23 protein-coding genes are annotated in these 19,566 nt (G+C 61.9%); 8 read left to right on the forward strand and 15 right to left on the reverse strand.

The window, feature by feature from the left end; translation table 11 throughout:
* Positions 1–71 precede the first annotated feature (71 nt).
* Positions 72–1,151, forward strand: coding sequence for a DUF2332 domain-containing protein (locus ACX2DJ_RS06825; RefSeq protein ID WP_462571709.1), 1,080 nt, complete (start codon positions 72–74; stop codon positions 1,149–1,151).
* Between the two features lie 10 nt (positions 1,152–1,161).
* Here the strand turns inward: ACX2DJ_RS06825 and ACX2DJ_RS06830 are convergent, their stop codons facing one another.
* The 4 genes from ACX2DJ_RS06830 to ACX2DJ_RS06845 are packed head-to-tail and all read right to left on the reverse strand — an operon-like array spanning position 1,162 to position 4,059.
* Complete coding sequence (locus ACX2DJ_RS06830) at positions 1,162–2,058, reverse strand: alpha/beta fold hydrolase (RefSeq protein ID WP_462571710.1); 897 nt, start codon at positions 2,056–2,058, stop codon at positions 1,162–1,164.
* The gene (locus tag ACX2DJ_RS06835) at positions 2,058–2,870 is read right to left on the reverse strand and encodes an SDR family NAD(P)-dependent oxidoreductase (protein WP_462571711.1); all 813 of its coding nucleotides are present in this window, start codon (positions 2,868–2,870) and stop codon (positions 2,058–2,060) included. The genes ACX2DJ_RS06830 and ACX2DJ_RS06835 overlap by 1 nt, the downstream gene beginning before the upstream one ends.
* A gap of 36 nt (positions 2,871–2,906) precedes the next feature.
* Positions 2,907–3,785, reverse strand: a complete 879-nt coding sequence (locus ACX2DJ_RS06840) for a pirin family protein (protein WP_462571712.1) — start codon at positions 3,783–3,785, stop codon at positions 2,907–2,909.
* Position 3,786: 1 nt separating this feature from the next.
* Positions 3,787–4,059, reverse strand: coding sequence for a BolA family protein (locus tag ACX2DJ_RS06845; protein ID WP_462571713.1), 273 nt, complete (start codon positions 4,057–4,059; stop codon positions 3,787–3,789).
* Positions 4,060–4,111: 52 nt separating this feature from the next.
* On the opposite strand from ACX2DJ_RS06845, the gene ACX2DJ_RS06850 reads away from it, so the two are divergent.
* Positions 4,112–4,717 carry a J domain-containing protein gene (locus ACX2DJ_RS06850; RefSeq protein ID WP_462571714.1) on the forward strand — a complete coding sequence of 202 codons (606 nt, stop codon included), beginning with the start codon at positions 4,112–4,114 and terminating at the stop codon, positions 4,715–4,717.
* 107 nt (positions 4,718–4,824) lie between these two features.
* Here the strand turns inward: ACX2DJ_RS06850 and ACX2DJ_RS06855 are convergent, their stop codons facing one another.
* Positions 4,825–5,670, reverse strand: coding sequence for an oxygenase MpaB family protein (locus ACX2DJ_RS06855; protein ID WP_462571716.1), 846 nt, complete (start codon positions 5,668–5,670; stop codon positions 4,825–4,827).
* Between the two features lie 54 nt (positions 5,671–5,724).
* On the reverse strand, positions 5,725–6,294 hold the full coding sequence (locus ACX2DJ_RS06860) for a TetR/AcrR family transcriptional regulator (RefSeq protein WP_462571717.1): 570 nt from the start codon (positions 6,292–6,294) through the stop codon (positions 5,725–5,727).
* Between the two features lie 68 nt (positions 6,295–6,362).
* Here ACX2DJ_RS06860 and ACX2DJ_RS06865 point away from each other — a divergent pair, with 68 nt between their 5' ends.
* From ACX2DJ_RS06865 to ACX2DJ_RS06880, 4 genes are all read left to right on the forward strand, one after another.
* Positions 6,363–7,007, forward strand: coding sequence for a glutathione S-transferase family protein (locus ACX2DJ_RS06865; RefSeq protein ID WP_462571718.1), 645 nt, complete (start codon positions 6,363–6,365; stop codon positions 7,005–7,007).
* A 4-nt stretch (positions 7,008–7,011) separates the two neighbouring features.
* Positions 7,012–7,689 (forward strand): cupin domain-containing protein, encoded by a 678-nt coding sequence (locus ACX2DJ_RS06870; RefSeq protein WP_462571719.1) that lies wholly within the window; start codon positions 7,012–7,014, stop codon positions 7,687–7,689.
* 98 nt (positions 7,690–7,787) lie between these two features.
* A complete protein-coding gene (cobS, locus tag ACX2DJ_RS06875) occupies positions 7,788–8,768 on the forward strand; it encodes a cobaltochelatase subunit CobS (protein ID WP_462571721.1) in 981 nt (326 codons plus the stop codon).
* A gap of 71 nt (positions 8,769–8,839) precedes the next feature.
* Positions 8,840–11,032 (forward strand): transglycosylase domain-containing protein, encoded by a 2,193-nt coding sequence (locus ACX2DJ_RS06880; protein ID WP_462571722.1) that lies wholly within the window; start codon positions 8,840–8,842, stop codon positions 11,030–11,032.
* Here the strand turns inward: ACX2DJ_RS06880 and ACX2DJ_RS06885 are convergent.
* The 9 genes from ACX2DJ_RS06885 to pyrE all read right to left on the reverse strand — a co-directional run bounded on the left by ACX2DJ_RS06885 (position 11,029) and on the right by pyrE (position 16,587).
* Complete coding sequence (locus tag ACX2DJ_RS06885; protein WP_462571723.1) at positions 11,029–11,427, reverse strand: PaaI family thioesterase; 399 nt, start codon at positions 11,425–11,427, stop codon at positions 11,029–11,031. The genes ACX2DJ_RS06880 and ACX2DJ_RS06885 overlap by 4 nt on opposite strands.
* Position 11,428: 1 nt before the next feature.
* Positions 11,429–11,887, reverse strand: a complete 459-nt coding sequence (locus tag ACX2DJ_RS06890; RefSeq protein WP_462571724.1) for a PaaI family thioesterase — start codon at positions 11,885–11,887, stop codon at positions 11,429–11,431.
* 182 nt (positions 11,888–12,069) lie between these two features.
* Positions 12,070–12,555, reverse strand: coding sequence for a Holliday junction resolvase RuvX (gene ruvX, locus ACX2DJ_RS06895; protein ID WP_462571725.1), 486 nt, complete (start codon positions 12,553–12,555; stop codon positions 12,070–12,072).
* Positions 12,537–13,673, reverse strand: a complete 1,137-nt coding sequence (locus tag ACX2DJ_RS06900; protein ID WP_462571726.1) for a DUF3089 domain-containing protein — start codon at positions 13,671–13,673, stop codon at positions 12,537–12,539. Before ACX2DJ_RS06900 ends, ruvX begins: the two co-directional genes overlap by 19 nt.
* 5 nt (positions 13,674–13,678) lie before the next feature.
* The gene (gene lepB / locus ACX2DJ_RS06905) at positions 13,679–14,557 is read right to left on the reverse strand and encodes a signal peptidase I (protein ID WP_462571727.1); all 879 of its coding nucleotides are present in this window, start codon (positions 14,555–14,557) and stop codon (positions 13,679–13,681) included.
* 23 nt (positions 14,558–14,580) lie between these two features.
* A complete protein-coding gene (gene acpS, locus ACX2DJ_RS06910; protein ID WP_462571728.1) occupies positions 14,581–14,982 on the reverse strand; it encodes a holo-ACP synthase in 402 nt (133 codons plus the stop codon).
* A complete protein-coding gene (locus tag ACX2DJ_RS06915) occupies positions 14,979–15,254 on the reverse strand; it encodes a pyridoxal phosphate biosynthetic protein (protein ID WP_462571729.1) in 276 nt (91 codons plus the stop codon). The genes acpS and ACX2DJ_RS06915 overlap by 4 nt, the downstream gene beginning before the upstream one ends.
* Complete coding sequence (locus tag ACX2DJ_RS06920) at positions 15,251–16,006, reverse strand: pyridoxine 5'-phosphate synthase (protein ID WP_462571730.1); 756 nt, start codon at positions 16,004–16,006, stop codon at positions 15,251–15,253. The genes ACX2DJ_RS06915 and ACX2DJ_RS06920 overlap by 4 nt, the downstream gene beginning before the upstream one ends.
* 2 nt (positions 16,007–16,008) lie before the next feature.
* A complete protein-coding gene (pyrE, locus tag ACX2DJ_RS06925; RefSeq protein ID WP_462571731.1) occupies positions 16,009–16,587 on the reverse strand; it encodes an orotate phosphoribosyltransferase in 579 nt (192 codons plus the stop codon).
* Between the two features lie 252 nt (positions 16,588–16,839).
* Here pyrE and coxB point away from each other — a divergent pair, with 252 nt between their 5' ends.
* Both coxB and ctaD read left to right on the forward strand, forming a co-directional pair.
* Positions 16,840–17,757 (forward strand): cytochrome c oxidase subunit II, encoded by a 918-nt coding sequence (coxB, locus tag ACX2DJ_RS06930; protein ID WP_462571732.1) that lies wholly within the window; start codon positions 16,840–16,842, stop codon positions 17,755–17,757.
* Between the two features lie 32 nt (positions 17,758–17,789).
* A complete protein-coding gene (ctaD, locus tag ACX2DJ_RS06935) occupies positions 17,790–19,490 on the forward strand; it encodes a cytochrome c oxidase subunit I (protein WP_462571733.1) in 1,701 nt (566 codons plus the stop codon).
* Positions 19,491–19,566 lie beyond the last annotated feature (76 nt).

Here is a 19,566-nt window from a genome sequence, read left to right on the forward strand (position 1 = left end):
CGGCACTTAGGCATTGGGCGAGGAAAGGGCAATGAAAAGGAGCTTTCGGGCACTTGGGTGATCAGGGTAAAATGCCAGGCTATCAGCTGGTCGACATGGGGACGCGGGGCGAAGCCGCGATCCGCACCGCTTTCACCAACCAGGCCGCCTATTGCGAGCGGAACAGCGCGCCAATCACGGCCAAGGTTTGCAATGCAATTCTGGCAGCGGTGGAGGGGGACAAGAGCAACGCCCTGCTCGAACGGATTCGCGGCTGGGCCGGTGCACCGCTGGCTGATGCGTTGCCACTGCGCGTCGCGGGCGGGATCCATGCACTATATCTGGCGGGCGAAGCGAGCGAACTGGCGCCGATCTATCGCGGGCTACCGGTCAATGCTGATCCGATCGTTGAGGAAGTGATGCTGGTGCACGAGGCGCGACTGTTGCCCTGGCTCGACAGCCCGCCGCAGACCAATGAGGCGGGGCGCTCAAGCAATTTCATTGCCGCCTTGCTATGGCTGGCAGGGCGGGGCTTGCCCGCACAGTTCGAATGTCTGGAGATCGGCTCAAGCGCGGGGATCAATTTGATGATCGACCGCTATGGCTATGACCTTGGCGGCGTGAAGGTGGGCCCTGACGCACCGGCGATGGCGTTCAAGCCCGGCTGGACAGGCAATCCGCCGCCCGATGTGCCGATCGGGCTATTGTCGCTCAAGGGATGCGACATAGCCCCGGTCGACCTGACGGACCCGGCGCAGGCGCTGCGGCTCAAGGCCTATATCTGGCCCGAACATACGATCCGCTTCGATCGGATGGAGGCGGCGATCGCGGCAGCAGAGCAGTGCAAACCTGATGTGCTCAAGATGGATGCAGCCGAGTTTGTCGAGGCGGAGTTGGCGAAGCCGCAGGCAGCGGGCACCACTCGCGTGCTGATGCATTCGATCGTGTGGCAATATGTACCCGAGGACCAACAGCAACGGGTGATTGCTGCGATGGAAACGGCGGCAGGGCAAGCCACGCCCGATGCGCCGCTCGCCTGGATCGCTCTGGAAGCGAACCGCACACTTCACCGGCATGAACTGCGCGTGCGCTTTTGGCCGGGAGGCGAGGAGGAAACCCTGCTCGCCCGCGCGCATGCGCACGGCGCGGATATTGAATGGCTGGCGACCTAGGGTCCTGGCCCTAACTGGTTTTGCTCAGGAAATCTTCCATCGCCGCATTGACCTTGTCCGGCGCTTCCCATGGCACGAAATGCCCGCAATCGGGCACTTCGACCAAGGTCAACGAGTCAATCACATCCTCAAGGCCTTCGAGATTTTCGGGCGGCAGCGCCAAATCGTCCAACGCCCAGATCACCAGCGTCGGGATCGTCAGATTGGGCAGGGCAGGCGGGGTGTAGCCTTCGGGCACCGCGAACGGCACGTCCATCAACGGCACGTCAATCGGGCTGGCACGGTAATAGTTGAGCATCCCGAATGCTGCCTCGGTATTCTTCCAGTCCTCCAGCAGCGCGGCGCGCTCTTCGGGTTCCATCGCGGAAGGGCGGTCCCATTTCACCGACTTCAATAACAGGCCGGTAAGCCCGTGTTCGCGCACCAATTGGTCATTGGCAGTATCGCGGAAATCGCGGATATACTGGCTTGCTTCGCGCTGCTGGCGATTGGTGTAAAGCAAACGCTGGAACACCGCCGGATGCGGCGCATTGGCAATCACTGCGCGGGTTACGCGGCTGTGCTGGCCGCTCAGGGCAACGCCCCATGCAATCGCGCCGCCCCAATCGTGCCCGACGATGGTGAACTGCTCCACCCCCAGCGCATCGGCGAGCAGGAAAATGTCACCAATCAGCTTGTCGGGGGTGTAAGCCTCGACCTCCTGCGGCTTGGATGACCCGCGATAGCCGCGCTGGTCGGGCGCGATGCAGCGATAGACGCCTGAAAAGTGCCTGATCTGATGCCGCCATGTGCGGTGGCTTTCGGGAAAGCCGTGAAGGAAGATCAGCACCGGCGCGCTGCGCGGCCCCTCATCGACGACGTCGAGCTCGATACCGTTGGCGAGCGTGACCCGTTTCTGCTCCATCATCAGCCTTCTGCCTCCATTTTCTCGATATAGCCGGCGGCGACCATGCCCGCGACCTGGTCAAGCAATTGGTCTGGCGTGCGGCGCAGCTCGCCCATGGCTTCTTCCATGCCTTTTGCAACGATGATCTCGCGCTGATTGAGCACTACCGCATCGATCATGGCCTTGGCGGCATCGGCGGGCTGGATCCCCTCATCGATTACCTTGTCGCTGCGTCCGCGCCTGGTGCCGTCGGCGGTCAGCGCATTGCGGCTGACATCGGTGGCGATCGACCCGGGATAAATGACATGGACCGACACGCCTTTCTGGCTCAGCTCGGCGCGCAGTGCATCGGCATAGCCGGCAAGGCCAAACTTGGCCGCGCAATAGGCGGTCCGCATCGGCACGCCGACCTTGCCCGCGATCGAGGAAATGAACAGCAGATTGCCGCTGCCGCGCTCGGCCATATGCCCGATCAGCCCCTGCGCAAAGGCGATCTGTGCGGTGAGATCGATATCGATGATTTCGCGATAGACGCTCATATCGGTCTTCAGCGCCTGACTGCGCTGCGATACACCTGCATTGGCGACCGCAATATCAACCCCGCCCTTCCATGCGATTGCCTTGGCTGTGGCTGCGGCCAGGGCGCTTTCATCGCGCACGTCGAAGGGCAGCAGCAGCGCGTCACCGCAATCCGCCGCTACTTCGGCGAGGCGAGCCTCGTCGCGTCCGGACAGGATCAGGTGAGCGCCGCGGCTGGCCCATTCGCGCGCCAGCGCCGCTCCTATCCCTGACGATGCGCCCGTGATCCACACCACCTTGCCCGTGAAATCCATGCTTCTCTCTCCTCGGCGGCTTGCTCCGCGATTGTGTTAGTCAGTGCTGGTATTGGGCCGATCGGGCAGCGGGATCCACTCGTCTTCATCGCCTGGAACCTTGGGGAATCGCCCGGCATCCCAGTCTTCCCGGGCTTGCCGGATGCGATCCCGGCTTGAACTGACGAAGTTCCACCATGCGTGTCGCGGGCTGGAGAAGGCTTCGCCGCCGAGCAGCATGATCCGCCCGCCGTTTTCGCTCGACAATGACATGTTGCGGCCCGGGGCCAGTACCGAAAGCTCGTATAGCCCCAGCGCCTGCCCATCGACGGAGGCTTCGCCGCCGACCAGCATCACCGCGCGCTCGTCGGCGCTGATCTCGATCGGCAGCGAGCCACCCGGTGCCAGTACGATCTCGGCATAGATTGTGTCGGCATAGGTGGTGGTGGGTGCGCGCGTACCCCATAGCTCGCCCATGATGACGATGGCCTTGGCGCAGCTGTCCTCGACTATCGGAAGGTCTTTCACCGCCTCGAAGGCAGGGTCGATCTCTTCGCGCCCATCAGGCAGCGCGAGCCAGGTCTGCATGCCATAGAGCTTGGGGCCGGTGGCGCGTTCTTCCGCCGGTGAGCGCTCCGAATGGACGATACCTTTGCCCGCGGTCATCAGGTTCACCTGGCCCGGACGGATCGTGGAGAATGTGCCGAGGCTGTCGCGGTGATTGATCGCGCCTTCGAACAGCCATGTCACGGTAGCAAGGTTGATATGCGGATGCGGGCGCACATCCATACCAGTGCCGATGTCGAGCTGGCCCGGGCCGAACTCGTCGACGAAGATAAATGGGCCGACCATGGTCCGCTCGCGCTTGGGCAGCACGCGGCGCACCTCGAACTGGCCGAGATCGTGTGTGGTGGGGGAAATGGTTTGCTCGATCATGTCACTCTCCCGGTGCCCGTGCCCTGATCGCCAGTGCGTGCACCCGCTGGCCGGGAATATCGCCCAGCGCGGCATTGACCATGCGCTGGCGCTGCAAGCGCGATACGCCCGCGAAGGCCGCGCTCTCAATCACAATGGTGAAATGTGATTCGCCGCTGCCGTCATCACCAGCATGGCCGCTGTGCCGCGCACTGTCATTGATCACTTCAAGGAAGGAAGGGGCGAGCGCTGCGCGCAGCAGGGTTTCGATTTCGTGGGCAACTGTTCCGTTCATATGGCTGAATTTGGGGCTTCCCATCCGGCTTGTCCATGCCCATCCTAAAAGAGTGAAACAATCAAGGTTCCATGGACGATATGAGGATACAGGGCGCGTGTGCGAGTATCCGGCCTGCCAGGAGGCGGGCGAATTCCGCGCGCCTGGCTATCGTTCGAGCGGGTTTGACGGGCCGGGCCATTACCGCTGGTTCTGCCTTAAGCATGTGCGCGAATTCAATTCGGACTATGACTGGTTTGAGGGAATGAGCGCCGAGGAAATCCTCGAAGCCCAATCACCTGCAGCAGGCTGGAAGACCGAAAGCCCCAGTTTCCGCCCCACCGCCGGGGTCGACGGGATGCCGCGCTGGGCCGATTTCGACGATCCGCTTGATGCGATCAGCGCGCGGGTCAGCGGCATCAGGAGCCGCGCCGAGCGCGAAGCGCGCATGGCGCCGGGAAGTTTTGGGGACGGGCGCTTCAGCCGCGAGGAAGCGCATGCGTTGGGTACGATGGGGCTGGCGCTTGATACGGACCGGCGGCGGCTGCGCCAGCGTTATTCCGAACTCGTGCGCCGCTATCACCCTGATAGGAACGGTGGCGATCGCAAATACGAAAGCCGCCTCAACAGCGTTGTGGAGGCCTATCAGTTGTTACGCCGGAGCGCGGCCTTTTCCTGAGCCCCCGCTTCTATGAGAGCCCGAAGTGCGATCTGCCCGTGGCTCATCGCGACGGTGTAGAATGTGAACTTGGTCATGCTCTGCTCTTCTCGTCAGGCCTGCCCAACTCAATTCTGCTTGAACGCCCAGCGTAAGGTCTTGCCCATGCCCCAGGTCGCGGCGCGGGCGGGCAGGGCCGCGATTCCCGGGCGGGTCAAGCCCAGCATGGTCCGGACGAAAGGCGGGAGCATTTCAACCGCTTCGGCAGCCAGCATCGCCTGAAGGCCAGGCGGAGTGCCTGATGCACGCTGGGTCAACACCAGCCTCGCCACTTCGCGCGCTTCAGGTGAAGTGCGCAGGTCACTGCGCATATCGCGGAACAATTCCTCTGCCTCGTTGCGGTTGGTCGGCACTGGATCGGCACCCAGCGCGCGGGCGATGAGCGCGAACTGGCGGAAATATTCATCTTGCTCGTGGCCCGGCATGTCGGGGCGTACATGGCGCTTGTAGGCAGCGAGGAAACTCGAGGCTTCGGTAACATGGACCCATGCCAGCGTGCGCGGAGTGGTGGCAGAATATGGCGTCCCGTCGGGCAAGGTGCCGGTGACTCTGGCGTGGATACGGTTAACCCGCTCTATGGCACTTTGTGCCTCGTCTCTGTGCCCGAAGGTGGTCACTGCGATGAAGCGCGCGGTGCGGCGCAGGCGGCCATGCATGTCCTCGCGAAAGTTCGAATGGTCTAGCACGCCCTGCAGCGCAGCTGGGTGGAGCATCTGTAGCAGCAGTGCCCTGATGCCGCCCACCATCATGCCTACAATATCGGCATGCACCATGCGGATCGGCGAGTTGCGCTTGAACAGCGCTTCATCGGAAGGCGGCACAGGCTGCTGCCCGCCCGCCGTGTCATTGAACACGCCGCGCACCTGTTCGACCAGCTTGAGGCGAAATCGCTCGATCGGATCGGGTGACGACATGCGGCATGTCTACGCCACTGCCAGCTGCAACGCCAGCCAGGTTTGCAATAGGCGTTAGCGGCGTGAGACGCGGGCAGCGATCGTCGATACCGCGTGATCGAATTGATCCATGTCGCCTGCAGCGCGGGCAAGCAATTGTGCGCCTTGCAGTTGCGCCAGAATCGCCACGGCCTCGATCGCGGGGTCGCCGCTCACCGCGATACTCATGTCGCGGCGGCCCTTGAGCAAGGTCTGTTCGATCCACTGCGCAACCATCGAATTGGCGCGGGCGAGCATTTCGCGCATGTCGTCACAAACCAGTTCGCTGTCGCCCGCAAGGGCCGTGCACAGGCACAGGGCCTGCCCGGATCCAGTGGCTGCGCGATACATCTCGATCGCCCCCAACAAGGCTTGCCCACCCAGCCGGCTCTGCTGATCGATCGCATCCAATTGTCGCGAGACCTGATCTGCATAACGGTCGAGAACCGCCAGCCCCAGATCTGCCTTGGTTGGAAAGTGGTGGTGGATACTCGCCTTCCGGATGCCAGCATCACGGGCGATATCGGCATAGCTGAAGCCGCCATAGCCGCGGGTCCGCATGGCATTTTCGGCCAGATTTACGAGTGTTTCCCGAGTATCGCTCATCCCTACCAATTAGTAGGTTGATTTCTGTCTTGCAAGAGCTATTACGCCACAACCTACTAGTAGGTAGGATGATTCGGAATGACGAAGGACTGCTTATGCTGAAGATTTACGATGCCGAGAATTTCCCGAACCCCAAGCGGGTACGCCTGGCTCTGAGAGAGAAGGGCGCGCTCGACCAGGTCGAGTTCGTGCCTGTCGATGTCAAAAGCGGCGAACTGCGCACCCCTGCAATGCGGGCCAAGAACCCCGATGCCACGGTTCCATTCATGGAGCTGGAGGACGGTACCGTGATCGGGCGCTGCAATCCGATAATCGAATTCATCGATGCAACTTTCGACGGGCCCAGCCTGACAGGCGCAACCCCGCAGGAACGGGCACGCATCAGCGCAATCAATCTGCGTGTCGAGGAAGGCTTGCTCGATGCCGGGGCGGACTATTTCCACCACGCCACTGCCGGGCTTGGCCCCGATCTCGAAACCGACCAGGTTCCGGCCTGGGGCGAACGCCAGAAGCGCCGGGCCCAGGAGACTGCGCGCTACCTCAACGGAGTGCTGGCGGACCAGGAATACCTTGCGGGAGACAACTTCAGCGTGGCAGATATCACCGCGTTCACCGGCGTCAGCCTGGCCGGCGCGCTGGGGCTGCTTCCTGACGAAGATCTGGCGCATCTTGACCGCTGGAAAGCCAAGGCCGCCGCTCGATACGAGAGTTAAGCAAGTGCGGATCAATGCGAATTTCGACATACCGGTTGGGGTGCAGGCAGGCTCGCTTGAGTGGCAGGCTTCGCCCATGGCCGGGGTCGATCGCCGCATGCTTGACCGGATCGGCGGGGAGGTGGCGCGAGCCACCTCCATTGTCCGATATGCGCCAGGCAGCCACTTCTCCGCTCACACACATGATGGCGGCGAGGAGTTCATCGTGCTGGAAGGGACGTTCCAGGACGAGCATGGCGACTATCCTGCCGGAACCTATGTCCGCAATCCTGTTGGCACGCAGCACGTCCCGCGTTCGGACCCTGGCTGCACCATCTTCGTGAAGCTGTGGCAATTCGATCCTGAAGACCGCGCGCAATTCGCGCTCGACCTGGGCGAACTTGCGCTCGCACCTGTTGCCGATGCGCCCGGGATAGCCCGGGCGATTCTGCACGAACGTGTTGATGAGCTGGTCTTGCTCGAACAGTGGGATGCAGGCACCACCCGCAGCTTCGATGCCCAGGGCGGTGCCGAGTTGCCAGTGCTGGAAGGTTCCGTCGAATGGCAGGGCCAGACTTATGGCAAGCATGGCTGGATTCGCCTGCCAGCCGGTTGGCAGTGTAGAATTGTCGCAGGGCCCGAAGGCGCCCGGGTCTGGATAAAGTCACGCCATCTCGCGAAACTGCGGCTGCCCCCTTCGTGAAATCCGTTTCAATCTGGTGAACTAGCTAAATAAGCGGGAAACAGCCGCTTGCAGCCGCCATCGCTCCCGTCTAGGCGTCGCAAGTCATGGTAAGCTTGATGGAAACCGAATACGATGGGACGGGCAGGACGCTCATCCCGGAACCCGACACCACGATCGACGTGCGCGACACGTTTGGGATCGATGTCGACTGGCAAGTGCCTGCCTTCAGCCTGGCTGATGAGCGGGTGCCGGATATCGATCCGAACTATGTGTTCGATCCGGACACGACACTCGCGATCCTGGCGGGATTTGCGCACAATCGGCGCGTAATGGTGCAGGGCTACCACGGCACCGGCAAATCGACCCATATCGAACAGGTCGCTGCGCGGCTCAAATGGCCCAGCGTCCGCGTCAACCTTGATGCGCATATCAGCCGTATCGATCTTGTCGGACGCGATGCGATCGTGCTGCGCGACGGGCTGCAGGTGACCGAATTCAAGGAAGGCATCCTTCCCTGGGCGCTGCAGCATGCGGTGGCGTTGACCTTTGACGAATACGATGCCGGCCGGCCTGATGTCATGTTCGTGATCCAGCGCGTGCTCGAAACCGAAGGGCGCCTGACGCTGCTGGACCAGAACAAGGTCATCACACCAAACAAGTATTTCCGCCTGTTCGCCACCACCAACACGGTGGGCCTGGGCGACACCAGCGGGCTTTATCACGGTACGCAGGCGATCAACCAGGCTCAGATGGATCGTTGGAACATTGTGGTGGCGCTTAATTACCTTGCGCCCGAGGTCGAACAGCAGATCGTCAAGTCAAAGAGCCCGGACACTGATGACAAGACGATTGCCGACATGGTCAAAGTGGCCGATTTGACGCGCCAGGGCTTCATGAACGGAGATATATCGACCGTGATGAGCCCGCGCACGGTGATGACCTGGGCGCAGAATGCCGAAATATTCAAGTCGGTTGGCTTTGCGTTCCGTCTCAGCTTCCTCAATAAATGCGACGAAGCGGAGCGGACTCTGGTGAGCGAATATTACCAGCGTGTGTTCGACGAGGAACTGCCGGAAAGCGCCGCGAAAAAACCCTGACGCACAGGTTCCGCGCCGCCATAACCAGAAATTGCTCGCCATTACTGTGTTAATCGCTTAACACAGCCACCATGTTTGCCTGGCTTCGAACACCTCGTCGAACCAAGAGCGCGCGCGAGCGGTTCGATGAAAATCGGCCTGAAGCCGGTTTTTACGCGACGGAAGACCCCTATGGTAGCGCGCTTGATGAGTTTGACGAACAATTTGACTGGGAACCGGGCCGCAAGCGAGCGCGCATGCGGAGCTGGCGCTTCTGGAATCGCAAGCATGCACCAGGCACAATCCGTTTCGGCGAAAGCTGGGACGAACCGCAGACCCGCTGGTGGCAGCCGGCGCATTGGCGCGGGCGGCAGAGGCGCTGGTGGGCGGTGCGGATTGTTGCGGCACTGCTCGCGCTGTTCATCGCGCTGGTTGCATGGCTGGCGATAACCGCGCCGCTCAGCAAATCGCTCGAGCCGATCGCGCCGCCGCAGATCACCTTGCTCGCTTCTGACGGAACGCCGATCGCGCGCAGTGGAGCCTCGGTCGATGCACCGGTCGAAGTCAACCAACTGCCGGATCATGTCGTGGGCGCGTTCCTGGCGATCGAGGACCGCCGCTTCTACGACCATTGGGGCGTGGACCCACGCGGATTGGCCCGGGCGGCATGGTCGAATGCCACTGGCGGCCCGACCCAGGGCGGCAGCACCATCACCCAGCAGCTTGCCAAGTTCACTTTCCTCACACCCAGGCAAACGCTGACCCGCAAGGCGCGCGAGATGCTGATCGCCTTCTGGCTGGAGGCATGGCTAAGCAAGGACGATATCCTCTCGCGCTATCTCTCCAATGCCTATTTCGGCGACAACCAATATGGACTGCGCGCGGCCAGCCTGCATTACTTCTATCGCCAGCCAGAGAATCTGCGGCCCGAGCAGGCCGCTATGCTAGCGGGCCTGCTCAAGGCACCATCGCGGCTCGCGCCGACCCGAAATTATGACCTGGCTGAAGATCGCATGCGGCTGGTGCTCGCGGCGATGGCCGAAGAGGGGTATATCACCGGCGCGCGCGCGGCTTCTTTGCGCGCGCCGCGGCTCGACGTCCGCAATCGCGACCGATTGCCAACGGGCACCTATTTCGCCGACTGGGCGCTGCCGATCGCCCGCGCGAATTCGGAAACGAGCTATTCCAGGCAGACTATCACCACAACGCTTGACGCGCGCTTGCTAGGCTTGGCGGGTCGGGTGATCGCGCGCGCGCCTCTGGGCAAGGCACAGGTGGCGCTGGTGGCGATGCGGCCCAATGGCGAGGTTGTGGCGATGGTGGGCGGCAAGGATTACGCCAATTCCCCGTTCAATCGCGCCACCCAGGCGCGCCGCCAGCCCGGCTCGACCTTCAAGCTGTTCGTCTATCTCACCGCGCTCGAATCGGGCATGAAGCCGAACGACCGGATCGACAATTCGTCGATTGAGGAAGGTTCCTATCGGCCCAGGAATTCAAGCGAGCGTTATTCAGACACGATCACGCTTGAGGACGCGTTTGCCCGATCGAGCAATGTTGCGGCCGTGCGGCTGCTCAATCAGCTGGGCAGCGACCGGGTGATTGCAACTGCGCGAAGGCTTGGCGTGACATCCGACTTGCCCGAAGGTGATCCAAGCCTGGCGTTGGGCACTTCAACCATGACGCTGCTTGAATTGACCAGCGCCTATGCGGCGGTGGCAGGCAATGCCTATCCGGTCGAACCGCATGCTTTCCCGCGCGAGGAGCAGGGCTGGTTCGAATGGCTGTTTGACGGTCAGTCGCGCTTTTCCGACCGCACACATCGCGGGATGGAACAGCTGCTGCGAAGCGCGATCAATCGCGGCACGGGCAAGGCGGCGATGCTGGCCGGGCCCAATTTCGGCAAGACCGGCACGACCCAGGATCATCGCGATGCGTTATTCGTTGGCTATGCCGGCGGGTTGGTGGTGGGCGTGTGGATCGGGAACGACGATAATTCGCCTCTCGGCGGGATTTCGGGCGGCGGATTGCCCGCGCGGATCTGGCGCGATTTCATGCGCGGCGCGATTGCCGGAAGCGACACAGTTGCGCCGGTTGAACGACCCGATCCCGAGGGGCCGATACGCCCGCTGGATATTGACGAAATTCGCGAAATTCCGATCGACGGGAACGGCTCGACGCTTTCGGTCGAGCAGGACCAACTCAGGGTCGTGACAGAGATTGAAGGCAAGCCGATTGAGCTTCGCCTGACCGAAGATGGGCTGGCGGTCGAACCTGCGGAGCGTTAGCCCTCGCGATCAGCCATGAGGATATTCATCACGGCGGTGGCGATTGGGCGCTCTTGATCATCCTGCCACGCCTCTACCGAGACATTGGCATTGCGGCGCCCAAGCCGGGTGATGCGCCCTTTGGCGTAACTTGGCTTCTGCTTGCCCGCGCTCAGGAACTGCACCGTGATGTTGATCGGCTTGAGCTGCGGGTTGCGGCTTTCAGTCTGGAGCCGAGCCCGCAACACGGCATAGCCAGCGGTTTCGAGCAGCCCGCTGATCGCGCCGCCATGCAATGCGCCGGGGCGCCCCTCCACGATATTGCTGAATTCCACCACCAGTACCGGCGCGCCGTCCACCTCGCCATGCACGGAAATGCCGAGCGAGCGCGCATATGCCGTGAGATACCGTTCCATGTCAGTTGTGGGCGGCAATGCGCGGATCCCTCGCGATGGTCATGAAAACGCCCGCCATGCTCGCCACTGGGTCATCCGGGTCGCCGTCATGCGCGATCCCGCGCACAAAGGCCGCAGAGCGGGTGCGGCGATAGCATTCTACCCGGCCCTTTACCGCGCTGCGCTCGCTCGCGGGGCGCTGATAATCGACCCTCAGGTCAAGCGTGGCGACCGGCGTGAAAATCTTGCTGGCTGTCCAGATGCTCATACCCGATGCCATGTCGAGCAGGCTGATGATCGGCCCGGATGCAAGTACGTGACGATCCTCCTCGCCCAGCAAATCCTCGCGCCAGGGCAGCTCTAGCTCAACCCAGTCCTCGCCATGATCGCTGTATCGCAAGCCAAGCCAGCCGGAATGGCCGTGGCGAAACAGGAACTTGGCGGATTCTGCCGGATCGAAGGGAGGGAGAGGGGCGGACATCAACATCGACCCTGCCTTTGGACCTTAGCGATTACAATACTCTAATTTCGGCGGTGAGATCGATGTATCCACTGTTCCAGCCGCGCGGCGGCGCGCGATGCATTTTGGCGCGAGGCCGGGCTGCCGGTGTGCCTGATGCTGGAGAGGGTTGCGCAAACGCAACGCGCAGCGCTCGAAAGCGGCTAAAACGAATTCCCTGCCAGCGCGTCGATCGCGCCTTGCAGGATCACGGCGGCGGCATGACTGTCGATCTTCGCGGCACGTTTGGCGCGGCTGATGTCCTGCCCGATCATTGCGGCTTCAGCACTCTGGGTTGACCAGCGTTCATCCCAAAGAAGTATCGGCAGGGAAAATGCCTCTGCCAGATTGCGGGCATAGGCGCGGCTCGCCTGCGCGCGCGGCCCCTCGCTGCCGTCCATATTGCGCGGCAGGCCGATCACGATTCCGGCAATGCCTCGCTCTCTTATCAAGGCGGCGAGCGCTTCGCGGTCGCGCCCGAACTTGCCGCGGGGCAGGGTTTTACCAGCGGTGGCAAAGCGCCACCCGGCGTCACAGGTTGCAATTCCGATTGTCTTGGTGCCGAGATCGATCCCGAGCAGCGCCCCGCCATCAGGCAAGGCCTCGCGCAGCCCGGCCGCGCTGTCAGCGATCAAGGCCTCGCCGCCCATGCCTGCACACGCTGCGCCACATCAGCCTGCACATTGGCCCAGAACAACGGGATGTCATAGACGTGGTAATTGTTGCCGGGCAGGACATAGCGGCCCAATTCGGGCGGATCGCCGATCAGCAGCAAGCCGCGCTCGTCGCAGCGGGCAGGGACGGCGCGCGGCAGCAATTCGCCATCGCTAAAGTCGCCCTTTGGCTTGAGCGTGCCAAGATTGCGTTCCGCCGGTGCAGACTTTTCGGCACCTCCAGTCAGGGGATTGGTGCAAAGTATCGCGCTGTTTCCGCGCGCCGCGCCGTCAAACCCGGTGGATTTGGCATAGGTATCGAGCACAGCCGAGGGATCGGCGGGCTCGGCAAAGCTCGACCAGCTCATCACACAACCCGCCTGGTCAGGCGCGCTGCACGCGGCAAGGCCGAGCGATGGCAGGTCATGTGCGACTGAAATTGGCCAGCCGATGACATAGGCGGCGGCGACCCGATCAGCGAGAGGCTGGCCCGCCACCTGTTCGCGCAGCAGCCGCATCAGGTGTAGTGCGCCCTGGCTATGCCCGGTGAGGACTATCGGCTGTTCGGGATCAATCGACCCGATGAATTCGGCAAAAGCCGCCGCGACATCAGCATAGGCCAGATCGAGCGCCTGATGCGCCGCCGCTTCATCAGTCAGGAAGGCACCCATGGTCGCCTGGCGATAACGCGGTGCCCAGATCTCGCTCGCCCGGTTGAAGGGGCTGGCCATGCCGCGCACATAGATGCGCGCAACCCGCTCGGCTTCCTCGTCACCTAACGGAGCGTTCCAGTTCGAACGGTTGAGATAGCTGGTCGGATGGACGAAAAAGACCGCGAAATCGGGCAGGGCAGGATCAGCCGGTGACGGCAGGCTCATACGCTCGCCGGCATAGCCAGGTTGCCAGCGTGCCGTATTTTCGGACAGGCCGGGATGCGCGAACCACATTGCCGCATCGGAATAGGCAGTCTTTGCCAGGGGTTGCTGTTCGACGAATTCGGTCGAAGGCACCAGCGCCAGCGTGGTCAATTCCTGCGCCCATATGCGCAGTACCAGTAGCGCAGCGATCAGCAGGACTATGATCGCGGCAATCACATAGAGGAATTTCTTTGCCACTCGACCTACTCGGTTGCGTCGTCGCGCTCCGCTATGGCCGGGCGCAGTGTTGTCCAGGCGCGATTTCCGCGCAGGCTTTCATACCAGCTGACCGGGTTCCAGCTTGTAGAACCGTCGAGCGAGAAAGTGATGAATTCAGCGCGGCCGCCGATGTTCTCGAGCGGGACCGGGCCCATCAGCCCGCGCGGGCTGTAGAGCTCGCGGCTGTCGGCGGAATGATCGCGATTGTCGCCCATCACAAAAACATGGCCTTCGGGGATCGTCATTTCCTCGAAATTGTCGAGCGGCTGGTTTTCGAGATTGTCGATCACCAGGTAGCTTGCGCCATTGGGGAGCGTCTCGCGATAGGCGGGCATCTCGTAATATTGTTTTCCGTCGGCTTCGCGCACCAGATAGTTGGTGAAGGCCGAAAGGCAGGGTGAACCTTCGCATAGCAGTTCCGGCTCGAAGGGGATTTTGATCGCAGGCACGACCTCGCGTTCGACCGGGGTGCCGTTGAGGATGATCCGCCCGTCGCGCACGGCGATGCGGTCGCCCGGCAGCGCCACCACACGCTTGATATAGTCTTCATCACGCACCGGGTGCACCGGGATCACGATGTCGCCATATTCAGGAGTATCTGCCCAGATGCGCCATTCGCTGCGCGGCATCAGGTGGAAGCTTACCGACGCCCAGCTCCAGCCATAGGGATATTTGCTCACCACCAGCCGGTCACCGACATAAAGCGCCGGCATCATCGAGGTGGAGGGGATGTAGAAGGGCTTGGCCACCAGACTGTGAAAGGCAAGCACCGCCAGCAACATCAACGCAAGGCCGCGCAGCTCGGCGATCCAGTTGACCTTGGTTTCCTGGTCCTTGCTGTTTTCTTTGTCGTTTGTGTTCACTGTGTTGGTGCCGGTCTGCATAGTCAAAGGGGCCGCGCTTCGATGATGACATAGGCCTGAGCCCATGGATGATCGTCGGTGAGGGTGAGATGAATGAGCGCCTCATGGCCATGCGGCGTCAATTGCGCAAGCCGAATCGCGGCACCGCCAGCCAGCGCCAGCGTGGGCGCCCCCGAGGGGGCATTGATCACGCCGATATCCCTCATGAACACGCCGTGCCTGAAGCCCGTACCAACCGCCTTGCTGAAGGCCTCTTTCGCGGCGAAGCGCTTGGCATAGGTGCCCGCGATGGTGAAAGGGCGGCGGCGCGCCTTGGCGCGTTCGATTTCCGTAAACACGCGATTCTCGAAGCGTTCGCCATAGCGATCAAGCGAATTGGCGATCCGTTCGATATTGCAGAGATCCGATCCGAGCCCGATAATCATGCGATTTTCACCAGCATTGCGATAAACAGCGTCAGTGCGATCCAGTGCAGCAGCACCTGCGCCTTGACGAGATAGTGCGCCGAATCGCCCTTTGCCATCTTCAGCGTGCTGCCATAGCCAAACAGCTGAAGCAGCAGCCAGCCGGTGGCGAACAGCACCAGCACCTGCCGACTAATCGCAAAGCCAAGCAATGCGATGCTCAGAAGGAACGGGATCGCGCCCGCAATGGCCCAGCCAAGCTGCGCGCGGCTCGGCTCCCCTGTGCTGCTCACCGCGCGTCATCCATCAGCTGTCGCATCCGGCGCACGGCATTTTCCAGGCCCACGAACACTGCTTCGCCTATCAAGTAATGCCCGATGTTCAGTTCCGCGAGTTGGGGGATCGCAGCGATCGGCTGGACATTCTCATATGTCAGCCCGTGCCCGGCATGGGGTTCGATACCGTTCTTGGCAGCCAGTGCGGCCATATCGGCAATCCGCTTGATTTCCCGAGCCATCTTCTCGCTGTCACCGTCAAGATGCGCATGTGCATATTCACCGGTGTGAAATTCGACCACGGGTGCGTTCAGCCGCAGCGCGGCGTCAAGCTGCCGCTCATTCGCTTCGATGAACAGGCTGACGCGGATGCCCGCATCGGCGAGTCGCGTGACGATCGGGGCGAGCTGATTGTGCAGGCCGGCTGCATCAAGACCGCCCTCGGTGGTGCGCTCCTCGCGCTTTTCGGGCACGATGCAGGCGGCATGCGGCTTGTGCCGAAGCGCGATCTCCAGCATTTCCTCGGTCGCCGCCATCTCCAGATTGAGCGGCAAATCGGTCGCGGCCTGGATTCGAACAAGGTCTTCGTCGCGGATATGGCGCCGGTCCTCGCGCAGATGCGCCGTGATGCCGTCACCGCCCACTTGTGCCACGATTTCTGCCGCACGCACCGGATCGGGGTGATCGCCCCCGCGCGCGTTGCGGATCGTGGCGACATGATCGATGTTCACGCCGAGCCGCAGCCGGCCGGGATTGAGCACGCTTGCCATGGCTAAGCGCGGCTACCAGGCTTGCTAACGGGCATCGCAGCAAGTTCTTGCGGCAATTCGTCCTCCGCATAGGTGGGGAAGTTGAGTGCCACCAGCGGGATGAAGGGCACGCCCAGATCCACTTCGCCGCCCGAACGATCGACCAGCGCAACCTCGGCGATCACTTCGCCGCCTTCCTCACCCACTGCGGCGATCGCCTCGCGGCTGGAAAGGCCGGTAGTGACCACGTCTTCCACCATCAGAACTTTCGCGCCCGGCTCCAGCGCGAACCCCCGGCGTAGTTGGAATCTGCCATCCGGCCGTTCGAGGAACAGTGCGTCCTTGCCCAGTGCGCGGCCCATTTCATGTCCGATGATGATTCCGCCCATCGCAGGCGAGACAACCACATCCACCTTGCTGCGAATCTCGCGTGGCAATTTTTGCGCCAATGCCAGCGCCAGCCGGCCGCCGCGCTCCGGATTCATCAACACACGTGCGCATTGCAGGTAATGTGCACTGTGCCGCCCGGAAGAGAGCTTGAAATGCCCTTCCAGCAACGCGCCGCAGCTGCGGAATTCGGACAGCACCTCGTCTTCAGTCATGTGTGATTTATCCACCTATCTTGCGCTGATTGCGCCGGGATCACCCGGTCTTGCGTATTTTTCTCCCTAGAAGCGCTTGAGACAGGGGGCAAGCGCGCCTATAGGGCCGGTCAATCTCGGCGTTCATGCCGGGTGTTTGGGTTGGCTGGAGTGGTCTGGCGTTTGCGGACTGCAGGGCAACAGGGCACGAGAGAAGCGGGAAACGTCAGACAAATGGTTTTGGGTCAAACAGGCCGCCACGCCTTTTCATTTATGGTTATGTTCGCGCTTGCCGTCATGCTGGCATTCGCGCCGCGCGCTGCGCTGGCACAGGACGAAGCGGCAGCTTCCGAGGTTGCTGCGGCTGAAACTGCGGCAGCCTATACGCCGATGGCACCGACTGAAGGCAAGGGCATGCCGGTCGACGGGCGGCTCGGCTTCCAGGACCAGTTTTCGCCCAATGGCGATTATGCATTGTGGATGCACGATTTGATCCTGCTGCCGATCATCACGGTGATCAGCCTGTTCGTGCTGGGGCTGCTGCTGTTCGTGATCGCGCGCTACAATCGCCGCACTAACCCCAGCCCTTCGAAGACGACCCATAACACCATGATCGAAGTGGTGTGGACCGTGGTTCCCGTGATGGTGCTGCTGGTGATCGCGATCCCGTCAATCCAGCTGCTCGCACGCCAGTTCGAATCGCCGCCGGAAGATGCGGTGACGGTGAAGGTGACCGGATACCAGTGGTATTGGGGCTATTCCTACCCAGACAATGGCGATTTCGAAGTTATCTCGAACATGCTGACGGCGGAAGACGCCGTTGCCGCCGGTGAGCCTTACCAGCTCGCGGTCGACAAACGCATGGTGGTCCCGGCGAACACGCCGCTGCGTATCCAGACCACTGCGGCGGACGTGATCCACTCTTTCGCCGTGCCCAGCCTGTGGTTCAAGCTTGATGCCGTGCCAGGGCGACTCAATGAAAAGCAGCTGCTGATCAAGGAACCGGGCGTCTATTACGGCCAGTGTTCCGAGCTGTGCGGTGCGCGCCACGGCTTCATGCCGATCGCGGTTGAAGCTTTGCCGCGCGATGAGTGGGAGGCATGGGTCCGCGAGCAGGGCGGCACCATTCCGGGCGAGGAAGCGGTCGAGGCACCTGCCGAAGACGCTGCTGCCCCAGCGCCCGCCGCCTGAAGAAATTGAATTAGCCAGAGAGTATCAGAACGATGGCCACCACCGCAGAAGGTTTCACCGCTCCCCATGCAGATCATGGGCATGGTGCGGATCACAAGCCGGGCTTTTTCGCCCGCTGGTTCATGTCGACCAATCACAAGGATATCGGCACGCTATATCTCGTCTTTGCAATTTTTGCAGGGATCATAGGCGGCGCCATTTCGGGCGTGATGCGCATGGAGCTGGCCGAGCCGGGTATCCAGCACCTCGGGTTCTGGGTCGATCTGCTCGGCGGCGATGCCACTTCGATGGATGCGAACTACCACATGTGGAACGTGTTCATTACTGCGCACGGCCTGATCATGGTGTTCTTCATGGTCATGCCGGCGATGATCGGCGGCTTCGGCAACTGGTTTGTTCCGCTGATGATCGGCGCGCCGGACATGGCCTTCCCGCGCATGAACAATATTTCGTTCTGGCTGACCGTGGCTGGTTTCTGCAGCCTGCTTTTCTCCATGTTCGTGCCAGGCGGCACGGGAGTGGGGGCGGGCGTTGGCTGGACGGTCTATGCGCCCCTTTCCACCACCGGTTCGCAGGGCCCGGCAGTCGACTTCGCGATCTTCTCGCTCCACCTCGCGGGCGCTGGCTCGATCCTTGGGGCGACGAACTTCATCACCACCATCTTCAACATGCGCGCGCCGGGCATGACGCTGCACAAGATGCCGCTGTTCGTGTGGTCGGTGCTGGTCACTGCATTCCTGCTGCTGCTGGCGCTGCCGGTGTTGGCTGCGGCGATCACCATGCTGATCACCGATCGCAATTTCGGCACGACCTTCTTTGACCCGGCCGGCGGCGGCGATCCGATCCTTTACCAGCACTTGTTCTGGTTCTTCGGGCACCCTGAAGTCTATATCATGATCCTGCCGGGCTTCGGCATGGTCAGCCAGATCGTGGCAACGTTCAGCCGCAAGCCGGTGTTCGGCTATCTCGGCATGGCCTATGCCATGGTCGCGATCGGTGTGGTTGGCTTCATCGTGTGGGCGCACCACATGTATACGGTCGGCCTGGACGTGAACACCAAGATGTATTTCACCGCGGCCACGATGGTGATCGCAGTGCCGACAGGCGTGAAGATCTTCAGCTGGGTTGCGACCATGTGGGGCGGCAGCCTGGAGTTCAAATCGCCCATGGTCTGGGCGCTGGGCTTCATCTTCCTGTTCACCGTTGGCGGTGTGACCGGCGTTGTGCTGGCCAATGGCGGCATCGACGACAATCTGCATGACACCTATTATGTGGTTGCCCACTTCCACTATGTGCTGTCGATGGGCGCGGTGTTCTCGCTCTTCGCCGGCTTCTATTACTGGTTCCCGAAGATGAGCGGCCGGATGCATTCCGAACTGCTGGCTCACTTGCACTTCTGGGGCTTCTTCGTGGGCGTGAACGTGATCTTCTTCCCGCAGCACTTCCTGGGGATGCAGGGCATGCCGCGCCGTTATCCGGATTACACGGCGGCCTATAGCTATTGGAACGAGATCTCGTCCTATGGCTATTGGATCATGGCCGGCTCGATGGTGCTGTTCTTTGCCAACCTTGCCTATGCCTTCCTGGCCGGGCGCAAGGCGGAAGACAATTACTGGGGCGAAGGCGCGACCACGCTTGAGTGGACGCTCTCCAGCCCGCCGCCGTTCCACCAGTTCGAAACGCTGCCGGTGATCGAGGATCACCACGATTACCACGATCACCGCCCGGCGTAAGATTGAGATACCGCCAGGCGCAAACCCCCATCGGGGCACGCACAAAATAAAGGGGGCGTGCCGCAAGGTGCGCCCC

The sequence above is a fragment of the Altererythrobacter chaiwopuensis genome (genome assembly GCF_054957755.1).